Origin of the sequence: Mesorhizobium sp. M0816 (genome assembly GCF_040320005.1) — a bacterium.
Taxonomy (GTDB): domain Bacteria; phylum Pseudomonadota; class Alphaproteobacteria; order Rhizobiales; family Rhizobiaceae; genus Mesorhizobium.
Genome location: NZ_JAMYOT010000002.1, coordinates 335,039 through 347,737 on the forward strand (window position 1 = coordinate 335,039; position 12,699 = coordinate 347,737).

General features: G+C 63.2%; 14 protein-coding genes. 13 read left to right on the forward strand and 1 reads right to left on the reverse strand.

Going from position 1 to position 12,699, the window contains the following annotated elements; translation table 11 throughout:
* Window positions 1-61 precede the first annotated feature (61 nt).
* Complete coding sequence (locus NKI17_RS03780) at window positions 62-952, reverse strand: DMT family transporter (RefSeq protein WP_352577799.1); 891 nt, start codon at window positions 950-952, stop codon at window positions 62-64.
* Window positions 953-979: 27 nt separating this feature from the next.
* Between NKI17_RS03780 and NKI17_RS03785 the strand changes: the two genes are divergently transcribed.
* The 13 genes from NKI17_RS03785 to NKI17_RS03845 all read left to right on the forward strand — a co-directional run bounded on the left by NKI17_RS03785 (window position 980) and on the right by NKI17_RS03845 (window position 12,674).
* Window positions 980-1,669, forward strand: coding sequence for a PIG-L deacetylase family protein (locus NKI17_RS03785; protein WP_352623303.1), 690 nt, complete (start codon window positions 980-982; stop codon window positions 1,667-1,669).
* 212 nt (window positions 1,670-1,881) lie between these two features.
* Window positions 1,882-3,213, forward strand: a complete 1,332-nt coding sequence (locus tag NKI17_RS03790; protein WP_352454682.1) for an ABC transporter substrate-binding protein — start codon at window positions 1,882-1,884, stop codon at window positions 3,211-3,213.
* 110 nt (window positions 3,214-3,323) lie between these two features.
* Window positions 3,324-4,271 carry a carbohydrate ABC transporter permease gene (locus tag NKI17_RS03795; protein ID WP_031211681.1) on the forward strand — a complete coding sequence of 316 codons (948 nt, stop codon included), beginning with the start codon at window positions 3,324-3,326 and terminating at the stop codon, window positions 4,269-4,271.
* A complete protein-coding gene (locus NKI17_RS03800; protein WP_023676335.1) occupies window positions 4,268-5,218 on the forward strand; it encodes a carbohydrate ABC transporter permease in 951 nt (316 codons plus the stop codon). Before NKI17_RS03795 ends, NKI17_RS03800 begins: the two co-directional genes overlap by 4 nt.
* Window positions 5,215-5,415, forward strand: a complete 201-nt coding sequence (locus NKI17_RS03805; RefSeq protein WP_023676334.1) for a hypothetical protein — start codon at window positions 5,215-5,217, stop codon at window positions 5,413-5,415. Before NKI17_RS03800 ends, NKI17_RS03805 begins: the two co-directional genes overlap by 4 nt.
* 3 nt (window positions 5,416-5,418) lie before the next feature.
* A complete protein-coding gene (locus tag NKI17_RS03810) occupies window positions 5,419-6,531 on the forward strand; it encodes an ABC transporter ATP-binding protein (protein WP_352591126.1) in 1,113 nt (370 codons plus the stop codon).
* Entirely contained in the window at window positions 6,524-7,537 is a 1,014-nt protein-coding gene (locus tag NKI17_RS03815) for an ABC transporter ATP-binding protein (RefSeq protein ID WP_352591123.1), read from the forward strand. The genes NKI17_RS03810 and NKI17_RS03815 overlap by 8 nt, the downstream gene beginning before the upstream one ends.
* A gap of 67 nt (window positions 7,538-7,604) precedes the next feature.
* Entirely contained in the window at window positions 7,605-9,248 is a 1,644-nt protein-coding gene (locus NKI17_RS03820; protein ID WP_352591120.1) for a dihydroxyacetone kinase subunit DhaK, read from the forward strand.
* 81 nt (window positions 9,249-9,329) lie between these two features.
* The gene (gene dhaL, locus NKI17_RS03825; RefSeq protein WP_023676330.1) at window positions 9,330-9,932 is read left to right on the forward strand and encodes a dihydroxyacetone kinase subunit DhaL; all 603 of its coding nucleotides are present in this window, start codon (window positions 9,330-9,332) and stop codon (window positions 9,930-9,932) included.
* Window positions 9,929-10,318 (forward strand): dihydroxyacetone kinase phosphoryl donor subunit DhaM, encoded by a 390-nt coding sequence (gene dhaM, locus NKI17_RS03830; protein WP_352448466.1) that lies wholly within the window; start codon window positions 9,929-9,931, stop codon window positions 10,316-10,318. Before dhaL ends, dhaM begins: the two co-directional genes overlap by 4 nt.
* A gap of 22 nt (window positions 10,319-10,340) precedes the next feature.
* Window positions 10,341-10,643: an HPr family phosphocarrier protein gene (locus NKI17_RS03835; protein ID WP_023676329.1), complete on the forward strand. Its 303-nt coding sequence runs from the start codon at window positions 10,341-10,343 to the stop codon at window positions 10,641-10,643.
* Window positions 10,627-12,243: a phosphoenolpyruvate--protein phosphotransferase gene (gene ptsP, locus NKI17_RS03840; protein ID WP_352905422.1), complete on the forward strand. Its 1,617-nt coding sequence runs from the start codon at window positions 10,627-10,629 to the stop codon at window positions 12,241-12,243. Before NKI17_RS03835 ends, ptsP begins: the two co-directional genes overlap by 17 nt.
* A gap of 8 nt (window positions 12,244-12,251) precedes the next feature.
* Window positions 12,252-12,674 (forward strand): hypothetical protein, encoded by a 423-nt coding sequence (locus tag NKI17_RS03845; RefSeq protein ID WP_023676327.1) that lies wholly within the window; start codon window positions 12,252-12,254, stop codon window positions 12,672-12,674.
* The last annotated feature ends 25 nt before the right edge of the window (window positions 12,675-12,699 follow it).

The following is a 12,699-nucleotide window of genomic DNA, read 5'->3' on the forward strand; positions in this document are numbered from 1 at the left end:
CAGCCAGTTGGCAGCGACCGCATATCAGCGGTGGCGGTCGCGGCGCAACCTCGGCGCCGACTCAAAGCCTGGTCCGCAAAAACGGGTTCCAGCGCACCGTGCCGAGCCGCACCTCCTCGCGCACCATCGTTAGCAGGCCGGAACCGCCGACCACGGCCAAGCCGACCAGCGACAGAAAATCCGGATATTCCCTGAAGAACAGCGCACCTAGAACCACCGCCCAGACGATCTGCGAGTAATGCGTCGGCGCGATGCGGTTGGCCGGCGCGTATTTGACCGCCAGCAGATGCAGCAGCTGGCCGCCGGCGGTAAAGGCGCCGGCCAGCACCAGCCAGGCCCATTGCCTGCCATCCGGCAGCGAGAACGAGGTAGCCGCCGCACCGACGCCGTTGAAGAGCAGGCCGTAGCCGATCAGCACGCCGAGCATCGTTGTGCGCTTTTCCTGCGCGGCGAGCGAACGCATCAGGATGACATTGGTGGCGGCCAGGAAGGCGATGATGAACGCCGCCAGATGGCCAAGCTGCAACTCGCGAAAACCAGGCCTGACGACCAGCATGACCCCGGCAAAGCCGGCGACGACCGCCAGCCATCGCCATGGGCCGACCTTTTCCTTGAGGACCAGCGTGGCCAGGATAGTGACGAACAGCGGCGCCAGAAAGATGAGCGCATAGACTTCCGCCAGCGGGATGGTGGTGAAGGCATAGACGCTGAGCACGCCCGAGGCGATGCCGGCCCAGGCCCGGGCCTGTACCGCCCAGGGCCGGTTGGTGCGCCAGAAATCGAGCCAGCGCTCGCCTGCCGGCCTGGCAAAGAGCAGAAAGCAGCCGGCAAACAATGTCGAGAAGAAGCCGATCTCGAAGACGTTGAACTGCCCGCCCAGGCTTTTGACAACCGCGTCGCTGCACGAATAGCTTGCATAGGCGATGAGCGCGAGCAGAATTCCGTTGGGCACGTTTTTCCATTTCCGGGAGAGATGAGAGTGAAGATATTGGCGCTTGGCGCGCATTCGGACGACATCGAGATCTTCATGTTCGGTACGATGGCGGCCTATGCCGCGCAAGGCGCAGAACTCTTTTTTGCCATAGCCACGGATGGCACCAGGGGCGGCTACGGCGATCCGTCAGCGCTGGCCCGCACGCGCCGCAAGGAGGCGACGGCGGCGGCCGGCCTGCTTGGCGTGACGCCGCGCTTCCTCGACTTTCCCGATGGCGGGCTGGTCGCGGATGCCGCGCTGATCGGGGCGCTCAAAGCACTGATCGGCGAGATAGGGCCGGATCTGGTGATAACGCATGCGCCGAACGACTATCATGGCGACCACCGCGCGCTGTCGGATGGCGTGCGCATCGCAGCGTCATTCTCGGTGCCGGTGCTACATGCCGACACGTTCGGCGGCACCGGGTTTTCGCCAACGCACTACGTCGATACCTCCAGGCATTTCGATCTCAAGGCGGAGGCGATCCGGGCGCACCAGTCGCAGGATCCCGAGCGTTTCGTCGACGCGGCGCGCACGCAGAACGCCTTTCGCGCCGGCCAGTGCAACGGCCCAGCCGGATCGTTCGCCGAGGCCTTCCGCTTCGAGCCAGTCTTCCCCTTCGCCGATATCCGCGCGCTGCTGCCGCCGGCCCCAGTGATCCGTCCGGTGGCCGTCAGCAACAAGACGGTGACCTAGGCAGGTCGCCGCAACTTCTCACGTTGCTTTCCTATCCAGCATGCTGCGATGCAGCAACGAATTCGCTTGCCTTGTTTAGTAAAAATTGCATCACTAAACAAATTACTAAACATCCGGTGCGCCGCCGCGTCGTTGTGTTTGGGCCCCCGAGGAGGGGTTTAGCGGGCTCTTGAAACCGTCATCCGGACGCGTTTCGCAAATGGGAGGAAGGCATGAAATCGACCTTGAAATTGGCGTTGGGACTGGCATCGACACTCTTTGCGTCGACAGCCGTTTCGAATGTCGCGCAGGCAGAAGATCTGACGCTTTGCTGGGCAGCCTGGGACCCGGCCAACGCGCTTGTGGAATTGTCCAAGGACTTCACCAAGGAAACCGGCATCGGCATGAAATTCGAATTCGTGCCGTGGACCAACTATGCCGATCGCTTTCTCAACGAGCTGAATTCGCACGGCAAGCTGTGCGACCTCATCATCGGCGACAGCCAGTGGATCGGCGGTGCCGCCGAGAACGGCCATTACGTCAAGCTGAACGACTTCTTCGACAAGGAGAAGATCAGCATGGACGATTTCGTGCCGGCGACCGTCGTCGGCTATTCGGAATGGCCGAAGAACTCGCCGAATTACTGGGCGCTGCCGGCCATGGGTGACGTCGTCGGTTGGACTTACCGCAAGGACTGGTTCTCCAAGCCGGAGCTGCAGAAGGAATTCAAGGAAAAGTACGGCTGGGATCTCGGCCCGCCGACGACCTTCGACCAATTGAAGCAGATCGCCGAATTCTTCCAGAAGCGCGACATCGACGGCAAGACCGTCTATGGCGCGTCGATCTACACCGAGCGCGGCTCGGAAGGCATCACCATGGGCGCCATGGACGTCCTCTACAGCTTCGGCTTCCAGTACGAAAACCCGAAAAAGCCCTACGAGATGGAAGGCTTCGTCAACTCCGATAAATCGGTGAAGGGCCTGGAGTTCTACAAAGCCCTCTACGATTGCTGCACCCCTCCCGGCGCCTCGAACAGCTACATGGGCGAAGGCGTCGATGCGTTCAAATCCGGCCAGGTGGCGATGCACATGAACTTCGCCTTCACCTGGCCAGGCCTGCAGAAGGACGAGAATGTCGGCGGCGACAAGATCGGCTATTTCGTCAATCCCAAAGGTCCGGACGGGGACCAGTTCGCCCAGCTCGGCGGCCAGGGCATCTCGGTGGTCTCCTATTCCGACAAGCAGGAAGCCGCGCTCAAATACATCAAATGGTTCGCCAACAAGGACGTGCAGTCCAAATGGTGGTCGCTCGGCGGCTATTCCTGCCTCAACGCGGTCGTCAAGGACCCGGCCTTCCCGGCCAGCCAGCCCTACGCGCAGACCTTCCTCGACTCGATGGCCATCGTGAAGGACTTCTGGGCCGAGCCGAGCTATGCCCCGCTGTTGCAGGCATCGCAGAAGCGCTTCCACGACTATGTCGTTGCCGGGCAAGGCTCGGCCAAGGATGCGCTCGACGGCCTCGTCAAGGACTGGACCGAGGTCTTCCAGGACGATGGCAAGATGTAAACGGCTCCTCCCGAGCCCATGACCGAACCGTCCCGTGCCACTTGGCACGGGACACAGTTCAGATAAATTCCATTGTCGAGACGAGCCAAGTGACCGAAGCAGGACTGACCATGCTCAATCGGACGGCGGACAGCGTTGCCCGGGCTACGCCCGAGCCGTTGGCCCGCAAGGTCCGGGGCATCAGCGACAAGGGCCTCGCCTGGCTGTTCATCTCGCCGACGATCCTGTTGCTTTTAGCTATCAACATCTTTCCGCTGTTCTGGGCAATCTATCTGTCCTTCACCAATTTTCGCGCCAATCGGCCCAACGAGGTTGTGAAGAACCTTGGGCTGGCAAACTACAAGCGCATCCTCGCCGACCAGGACATCTGGATCGCCATGCAGACGACGGCGCATTTCGTGTTCTGGACCATCCTGCTGCAGACGCTGATCGGCTTCACGCTGGCTTGGCTGATCGACCGCAAGTTTCGCGGCCACGCCTTCTGGACGACAATCATCCTGGTGCCGATGATGCTGTCGCCGGCGGTGGTCGGTAATTTCTGGCGCTTCCTCTACGAGCCGCAGATCGGGCTGTTCGCCTACGCCGTTTCGTTCGTCACCGGCATTCCGGCAACCGAAATCAGCATGCTCTCCAACGTGTCACTGGCGCCATGGTCGATCATCATCGTCGACACCTGGATGTGGACGCCTTACGTGATGCTGATCTGCCTCGCTGGCCTGCGCTCGATCCCCGAATACATCTACGAAGCGGCCGAGGTCGACCGCGCCTCCAACTGGCGGCAGTTCTGGTCGATCACGCTGCCGATGGCGCTGCCCTTCATCATGCTGGCGGTGCTGTTTCGCGGCATCGAGAACTTCAAGATGTTCGACATGGTCAATTTGCTCACCGGCGGCGGGCCGGGATCAACCACCGAAGTGGCCTCGATCACGCTGAAGCGGCAGGCCTTCGAAAGCTGGCGGACGGGCTATTCCTCGGCCTTCGCCATCATCCTGTTCGTCGCAGTGTTTGGCCTCGCAAACATCTACGTCAAGGCGCTCAACAAGGTGAAGCAGAGATGAGCCTGACGTCAGCCCATTCCGTTGTCGCGCCGTCGGCCACGTCGAAGCGCGTCGCCGGCACGATCATCGTCGCCTACGCGCTGATCTCGATCGTGCCGCTGCTGTGGATCTTCGCCACCAGCTTCAAGACGCCGCCGGATTCGATCGCCTATCCGCCGAAGATCCTGTTCCAGCCCAGCCTCGAGGGCTACTGCAACCTGTTCTCGACCCGGACTCGGCAAACACCGGAATACATCAACTCGCTGGGACCGGCGACGGGCCTGTGCGACGAGACGGTGCGCAAGCGCAACATGGTGATCGCCGGCCCGTCCAACTTCATGCCGCGCTTCGTCAATTCGCTGATCATCGCGTTCGGCTCGACGTTTTGCGCGGTGTTCCTCGGCACGCTGTCGGCCTATGGTTTTTCGCGCTTCAAGGTGCCGCTCGCCGACGACCTTCTGTTCTTCATCCTGTCGACGCGGATGATGCCGCCGATCGCCGTCGCCATCCCGATCTACCTGATGTACCGGGAGCTTGGCCTGTCGGACACGGCTCTCGGCATGATCCTGCTTTATACGGCGGTCAACGTGTCCTTGGCGGTGTGGCTGCTGAAAGGCTTCATCGACGAGATCCCGCGCGAATATGAAGAAGCGGCGATGATCGACGGCTACACCAGGCTGCAGGCGTTCTGGCGCACGGTACTGCCGCAGGCGACCACCGGTATTGCCGCAACCGCCATCTTCTGCCTGATCTTTGCCTGGAACGAATATGCGTTCGCTGCGCTACTGACCTCGGGCACGGCGCAGACCGCGCCGCCCTTCATCCCGACCATCATCGGCGAAGGCGGTCAGGACTGGCCGGCGGTCGCGGCCGGCACGACGATCTTCCTGGTGCCGATCCTGGTCTTCACCATCCTGCTTCGCAAGCAATTGCTGCGCGGCATCACCTTTGGCGCGGTGCGTAAATGAGCATGACCGCAAAACGCAAATCGCGCTGGCCCGTCTGGGCCAGGCGCGGGCTGATGGAAAACGTCGCCACCGCGATCATCGCCATCGGCTTCCTGATGCTGTTCCAGCCCTTCGCACTGGTGCTCTACACCTATTCCTTCATCACCATGCTTGCGGGCACGGCGATGTTCATCATCGTCTCGAAATTTCCGGAGTAGACGATGGCCGAGATCAGGGTCGAACATCTGAGGAAGGCATTCGGCGATTTCGTCGCCGTGCAGGATTCCAACTTCGTCGTCGAGGACGGCGAATTCTTCGTCATGCTGGGGCCGTCCGGCTGCGGCAAGACGACGACGTTGCGCATGATCGCCGGGCTCGAACTGCCGACCGGCGGCAAGATCCTGCTTGGCGGCGAGGACGTCACCATGCGGCGTGCCCGCGAGCGCGACATCGCCTTCGTCTTCCAGCTGTTCGCGCTCTATCCGCACATGAATGTGCAGAAGAACATCGGCTTTCCACTGCTGGCGCAAGGCATGCCAGGCGCTGAAATCCGGAGCCGAGTGGAGGAGACGGCGAAGCTTTTGCGGATCGACCATCTGCTCAACAAATCGGTCTCCGGGCTTGCCGGCGGCGATCGCCAGCGCGTGGCGCTCGGCCGCGCCATCGTACGGCGGCCAAAATGTTTCCTGATGGATGAGCCGCTCGGCACGCTCGACACCGAATTCCGCGACCTGATGGTCCATGAATTGCGAGAACTGCACAACCGCATCCACGCCACCACCGTCTATGTCACGCATGACCAGATGGAAGCGATGTCGATGGCCGACAAGATCGCGGTGATGAACCACGGCGTCATCGAGCAGTTCGGCACGCCGCGCGAGATCTACGACCGGCCGGCGACGATGTTCGTCGCCGACTTCATCGGCTCGCCGCCGATGAATTTCCTCGGCTTCGGCGGCGGGCTTTCAAAGGGCGCCAGGGAAATTGTTGTGCAAGGCGCGAAGGTGGCCGTGCCGGAGATCCGCGAGGACGTCGCGCCGGCCGAGATGGCGCTTGGCATCCGACCGGAGCACATCCGCTTCGACGACGCTTCGAAGCTGCGCGGTGCCATTTACGGCACGGAATATCTCGGCACCACTCAGATCGTGGCGGTGGAGACAGCAGACGGCATCATCAAGGCCAGGGTGCCGGCCGAAATCCGGCTCAATCCGGGCGATCATGTGGGCCTGGCGCTGAGCAGCGCGCGGCTGTCGCTGTTCGCAAAAGGATCCGGCCGTGCGGTGCGCACCGAAATCCATGACTCGGCCTCCCAGGGGAGAGCACATCATGGCTGACGTTCACATCAAAAGCGTGACCAAGGCTTTTGGCGAGCATGTCGCCGTCGACAATCTCGACCTGCATATCGCCGACGGGGAATTCGTCGTACTGCTCGGGCCGACCGGCGCCGGCAAGACGACGACGCTCAGGCTGATCGCCGGGCTGGAGCGTCCGGAAGCGGGCTCGATCCATATTGCCGGCCACGACACGACGACGCTGTCGCCGGCCGAGCGCGACACCGCTTTCGTGTTCCAGCAATATTCGCTCTATCCGCATCTGTCGGTTTACGACAACCTCGCCTTTCCGCTGCGCTCGCCAGCACGGAAAATGCCGGAGGATCAGATCCGCCGCCGCGTCGAGGACGTGGCCAAGATGGTGCGCATCCACCACAAGCTGAATAATCGCTCGACCAAACTCTCTGGCGGCGAGATGCAGCGCGTCGCCATCGGCCGCGCTTTGGTGCGCAAGCCGTCGATCTACCTGATGGACGAGCCGCTGTCGTCGCTCGACGCCAAGCTGCGCGCCGATCTCAGGCTCGAGCTGAAGCGCATCCAGGCGGAACTCGGCGCCACAATGCTCTACGTCACGCACGACCAGATCGAAGCGATGACCATGGCCGACCGCATCGGCATTCTCGCCGACGGCGTGCTGGTGCAGGTCGGTTCCCCGCGCACGATCTATTCTGAGCCGGCAAACCTTCACGTCGCCGCAAGGCTCGGCCAACCGGCAATCAATTTGTTGCCGGTCGGACTGCTGCCGGATGGTGGCGCGCCGGCGGGAACAAAGACGATCGGTGCTCGTACCGAACATCTTTCGATCGAGAAGGCGGCGAACGGCCATGCCGACGGCGTCGTCGATTGGGTCGAGCATCTCGGCGACCAGAACCATCTGCATGTGACGGTGGGGACCAGGAAGCTGGTGACGCTAACCGACCCCGACACCGACCTGGCGCAGGGCGACAAGATCATGATCCGCTATCGCTCGCCGCTGTATTTCGGCGCCGATGGGCGACGGCTGATGTGAGTGCTGCGCGAGTGTTTTCCTGGCACCTTTCAACCGGCAATTTCGGGCACCGGACTGGACCAATTCGATGAAGCATTTTTTCAATCGCAGGGATACGATCGTAACTGAGGCCCTGGACGGCTTCCTCGGTACGACCGGCGCCGGCGATCTCGCTCGCCTCGACGGCTATCCCGAGATCAAGGTCATTCTCCGCGCGGACTGGGATAAGACCAAGGTCGCGGTCATTTCCGGCGGCGGGGCCGGGCACGAACCTGCCCATGCCGGCTTTGTCGGCATTGGCATGCTGACGGCGGCGGTTTCGGGCGAGATCTTTGCTTCGCCGAGCGTGGAAGCGGTATTGGCCGCCATCCGCGCAGTGACCGGTCCCGCCGGGTGCCTGCTGATCGTCAAGAACTATACCGGCGATCGCCTCAACTTCGGCTTGGCCGCCGAGAAGGCGCGCGTCGAAGGCTTCCCCGTCGAGATGGTGATCGTCGCGGACGACATTGCCCTGCCTGATATTGCCCAGCCGCGTGGCGTTGCCGGCACCTTGTTCGTGCACAAGATCGCCGGCCACCTCTCGGAAGCCGGCAACGATCTGGCGACGGTTGCCGCTGCGGCGCGGGCCGCGGTGGCGGATATCGTTTCACTCGGCATATCGCTGTCATCGTGCTCGATCCCCGGCCAGAGCCATGACGAAAGATTTGGCGCCAACGACGCTGAACTCGGCCTCGGCATCCATGGCGAACCGGGCGTTGAGCGGATTGCGGTGCAAAGTGCCGAAAGGCTGGTTGCGATCATGTCGGAGCGCCTTGCCGCGCGGCTCGATCCGGTCAGCGACTACGCCTTGCTGATCAATAATCTCGGTTCGGTGCCACCGCTGGAAATGTTGCTTGTCGCCAATGCGGTATTGGCTTCACCGCTGGCACAAAAGGTGACGCTGACAATCGGGCCCGGGCAGCTTATGACCGCGCTCAACATGAACGGCTTTTCCCTGTCGCTGATCCGGCTCGATGCGTCGCGCGAAGCGGCGTTGCGGGCGCCGGTAGGCCCTCACGCCTGGCTGCCGGCAAGAGCCGTTCGCCAAGCCAGCGTCGTGCCGATGGCCAAAGCCGCCGGCCCGAACAACGCGTCGAAAGCCAGCAAGGACGCACGCACCGACCGGTTGGTTGTCGCGGTCTGCGAACGGCTGATCTCGCTTGAAGGCGCGTTGAACGGACTGGATGCCAAGGCGGGAGACGGTGACACCGGATCGACTGTGGCGGCCGGTGCGCGCAGCGTGCTTGGCCGCATTGCGACACTGCCGCTCGCTGACCCTGCCGCAACGCTCGCCGCCGTCGGCGACATCCTGAGCGCCAGCATGGGCGGCTCTAGCGGCGTGCTGTTGTCGATCTTCTTCACCGCCGCCGCGCAGGCGCTGGAGTCTGGCGAAACGCTTCCCAAGGCGCTTCTCGCCGGCCTCGATCGGATGTCCTTCTATGGTGGAGCGAGGGTCGGCGATCGCACGATGATCGATGCCCTGGAACCCGCCTTGAGGGCGCTGGATAGGGGGAGTCTGGAAGATGCGGCGGTCGCGGCGCAACGCGGAGCCGAGGCCACCGCTGCCATGCGCAGGGCCAAGGCCGGGCGGTCCGCCTATATTGGCAGCCAGCTCGACGGCGTGGTCGACCCCGGCGCCTTTGCCGTCGCCGAGGTCTTCACTGCCCTCGCTGCGTTGCTCGAACCCGCTTGACTGGGGAAAAGAATGCTTCAATTGCCGGATATGCAATTTTCTCGTACTGCCGGCAGCGCAGGGGCCAGGAGCATGGGTGATATGGCGGCAGCGGATATTTCCAGGCTGATCGAGGCGGCGGCAAACACGATCGCCGCACATGCCGAAGAGCTGACCAGTCTCGACCAGGCCATCGGCGACGGCGACCATGGGCTCAACATGAAACGCGGCTTCGAGGCAGTGCGGGCCGAGGCCGGCGCGTTTGCGGCAAAGCCGTTGCCCGAGGCGCTGAAGGCGATCGGCACCAAACTGGTGATGACCGTCGGCGGAGCTTCCGGTCCCTTGTTCGGCACGCTGTTCATGGCGCTCGGCAAGGAGATTTCCGCCGCGCCGGGTCGCGCCGACCTGGCGGCGGCCTTCGGCAAGGCGATCGAAGCGGTTGCCGCCAGAGGCAAGTCGCAGGCCGGGCAAAAAACCATGCTCGACGTGCTGCAGCCGGTGCATGAGGCCCTGCTGCAGGGAAAGACGGCAGCGGACATCGTCGAGATCGCCGACAACGCGGCCGACGCGACCGTGCCGATGAAGGCGCTGCGTGGGCGCGCCTCATTCCTTGGCGACCGTTCGATCGGTCATATGGATGCCGGCGCACGCTCGACTGCGCTTCTGGTGCGAGCCGTAGCCGAGGCAATCGAGAGGCGCGCATGAGCAATGTCGGCATCGTCATCGTATCGCATTCGCCGCTGGTCGCCGAAGGCACCGCCGACATGGTGCGGCAGATGGTCGGCAACGAAGTGCCGCTTGCATGGTGCGGCGGAAACGGCCATGGCGGGCTGGGAACCAATGTCGAGGCGATCATGGGCGCCATCGACAAGGCCTGGTCGGAGGCGGGGGTCGCGATCCTCGTCGATCTCGGCGGTGCCGAGACCAATAGCGAGATGGCGGTCGAGATGATCGGCGAACCACGCGCCCAGAAGATCATCGTCTGCAATGCGCCGATCGTCGAAGGCGCGGTGATGGCGGCGACCGAGGCTTCCGGCGGCGCCTCGCTCAGGGAAGTGGTGGCGACGGCGCACGAATTGTCGCCGTCGTGAACGAACGGGAATTTTGACAAGCATGTCCGCAGCAGCCGAAGCCAGCGTCCTGATCACCCATGAGGTGGGACTGCATGCGCGTCCTTCGGTGAAGTTCACCAAGCTTGCCAAGACGTTTTCGGCCGACGTCGAGATTGCGCTCGCCGCCAACGGGCCATGGTTCGACGCCAAGAGCATCGTCAAGGTGATGGCGGCGAAAGCGCCGAAAGGCACTGTCCTGCATATCAGAGCCAAAGGGGATGGTGCCGGCGAGGCGGTCGGCGCACTGGTCGAGCTGGTGCGGCGCGATTTCGACGAAGGCAAGGACCATGCCCGAACCGCTTAGGCTGCAGGGCATTTCGGCATCGGCCGGCTATGCCGAGGGGCCGCTGTTCGATCTGGACCAGGCTGCTGTGCGTTATGTCCGCAAGGCGACTGCCGCGGACGAGAAGGCGGCGCTTGAGGCCGCCATCTCCATTGCCGCAGGCCGGCTCGCGACATTGATCGAAACCAGCGACAGCGAGGCGGCCGGGATCCTCGAATTCCAGCTCGCCATGCTGGAGGACGACGCGCTGACCGGCCCGGCCTTTGCGCGAATTGCCGAGGGCATGGCTGCTGATGTGGCTTGGCGAAAAGCGCTCGACGCCGAGATAGCCGGCTATGAAACATCCGAGCAGGACTATTTCCGGGCGCGCGCGGCCGACATGCGCGACATACGCGACCAGGTGCAACGCGCGCTTGCCGGGGGCGGCGACATTGCCGCGCCGGCAGGTGCGATCTTCTACGGCGAGGATATCGCACCGACGCGCTTCCTCGAAACCGACTGGAGTGCCGGCGGCGGCATAGCACTTACGGCCGGAAGTGCCGCAAGTCATGTCGCAATGCTGGCACGCTCACGCGGCGTGCCAATGGTGGTGGGGTTGGGGCTCGTAGCGCGTGGGGTAGCCGGGCCCGGTGCTTCGCCGGCTCACCCTGCCGGAATCGCACTGCTCGATGCCGAACATGGCGGCATCGTATTGGCGCCTTCGAAAGCGGAGATCGACGCATTCCGGCGATCGTCATCGTCTTTCGCGGCGCATCGCGACAAAGCGGCAGCCTATTTGACAAGGCCGGCAGCAACGAAGACCGGCATAGCGATCCACGTGCAGGTGAATATTGCCGATCCGTCCGATGTCGACCGCATCGATGCTGCGGCGTGCGACGGTGTCGGGCTGATGCGGACCGAATTCCTGTTCGGCAAGACGCTGCCGGACGAGGAGACGCAATATCGCGCCTACCGTAGAGTGCTGGAATGGGCAGGCGACAGGCCGGTGACGATCCGTACTGTCGATGCGGGCGGCGATAAACCTGTGCGGGGCCTGACCGTCGAGGAAGGTAATCCATTCCTTGGCCTGCGCGGGATCAGGCTGTCGCTGATGCGTCCGGAGGTCTTTCGTGTGCAGATCCGCGCCTTGCTACGTGCCGCCATGCACGGCAATCTGAAGGTGATGTTCCCGATGATCGCCGTTCCGGAAGAGTATGAACACGCCACCGCGCTGTTCGCTGAGGAGCAGGCTGACCTTTTGGCGCGCGGCATCGCGCACAAAATGCCGCCGCTTGGCATTATGGTCGAGGTGCCGTCGGTGGCCATCGCACCGGAGGCATTCGCCAAGGCCGCCTTCTTCTCGATCGGTTCGAATGATTTGACCCAATACGTGATGGCCGCCGCGCGCGACAATGCGTCGGTCGCACATCTGAATTCCGTCAGGCACCCGGCCGTGCTCCGGCTGATCGCCTCGGTTGCCGCCTTCGGCCGCGAGCATAATATCCCGGTCAGCCTGTGTGGCGATGCCGGCGGCGACCCCGCCTCGATCCCGGCGCTGCTCGAAACCGGCCTGCGTGACCTCTCCGTCGCTCCCGCCCAACTCGCGATAGCCAAGGCGGCCATCGCGGACGTTTCGATCTAGGCCCCGGTATGGCAGACAAGGCGTCGCAATCCGGCCCCGAAGAGGCGATCCGCGCCTACAAGACGATCCTGTCGCAGGTGATCGACCAGCGCCCGTCCGGCATGCGCCAGCGCCTCGCTGATGCGCTGGGCAAGCATCGCAGCTTCGTCACGCAGATTTCCAGCCCGGCCTATTCGACGCCGATCCCGTCGAAGCATTTGCCGGCTATCTTCTCCGTCTGCCATTTCAGCCCGGCCGAACGCGATCATTTCCTTGAGGCCTACCATCGGGCGCATCCGGGAAAGATGTCGCTGGCCGCAGGCTTGCGCAAGACACGCCATGTCTCGCTGATCGTTCCCGATTTCGGCGACGACAAGCAGAACGCGGCGCTCGACCGGGCGGTCAACGATTTCATCCAGAAGATCACCAGCATCGCCGGCAAGGGCAGCTGACGCTGGCTATTTCGGGAGGACGACC

Coding starts and splice junctions, on each gene's coding strand:
- ptsP (WP_352905422.1), top strand. CDS start 10,627: ATGCCCGAACCGCTTAGGCTGCAGGGCATTTCGGCATCGGCCGGCTAT.
- NKI17_RS03805 (WP_023676334.1), top strand. CDS start 5,215: ATGAGCATGACCGCAAAACGCAAATCGCGCTGGCCCGTCTGGGCCAGG.
- dhaL (WP_023676330.1), top strand. CDS start 9,330: ATGGCGGCAGCGGATATTTCCAGGCTGATCGAGGCGGCGGCAAACACG.
- NKI17_RS03810 (WP_352591126.1), top strand. CDS start 5,419: ATGGCCGAGATCAGGGTCGAACATCTGAGGAAGGCATTCGGCGATTTC.
- NKI17_RS03815 (WP_352591123.1), top strand. CDS start 6,524: ATGGCTGACGTTCACATCAAAAGCGTGACCAAGGCTTTTGGCGAGCAT.
- dhaM (WP_352448466.1), top strand. CDS start 9,929: ATGAGCAATGTCGGCATCGTCATCGTATCGCATTCGCCGCTGGTCGCC.
- NKI17_RS03835 (WP_023676329.1), top strand. CDS start 10,341: ATGTCCGCAGCAGCCGAAGCCAGCGTCCTGATCACCCATGAGGTGGGA.
- NKI17_RS03800 (WP_023676335.1), top strand. CDS start 4,268: ATGAGCCTGACGTCAGCCCATTCCGTTGTCGCGCCGTCGGCCACGTCG.
- NKI17_RS03845 (WP_023676327.1), top strand. CDS start 12,252: ATGGCAGACAAGGCGTCGCAATCCGGCCCCGAAGAGGCGATCCGCGCC.
- NKI17_RS03790 (WP_352454682.1), top strand. CDS start 1,882: ATGAAATCGACCTTGAAATTGGCGTTGGGACTGGCATCGACACTCTTT.
- NKI17_RS03795 (WP_031211681.1), top strand. CDS start 3,324: ATGCTCAATCGGACGGCGGACAGCGTTGCCCGGGCTACGCCCGAGCCG.
- NKI17_RS03820 (WP_352591120.1), top strand. CDS start 7,605: ATGAAGCATTTTTTCAATCGCAGGGATACGATCGTAACTGAGGCCCTG.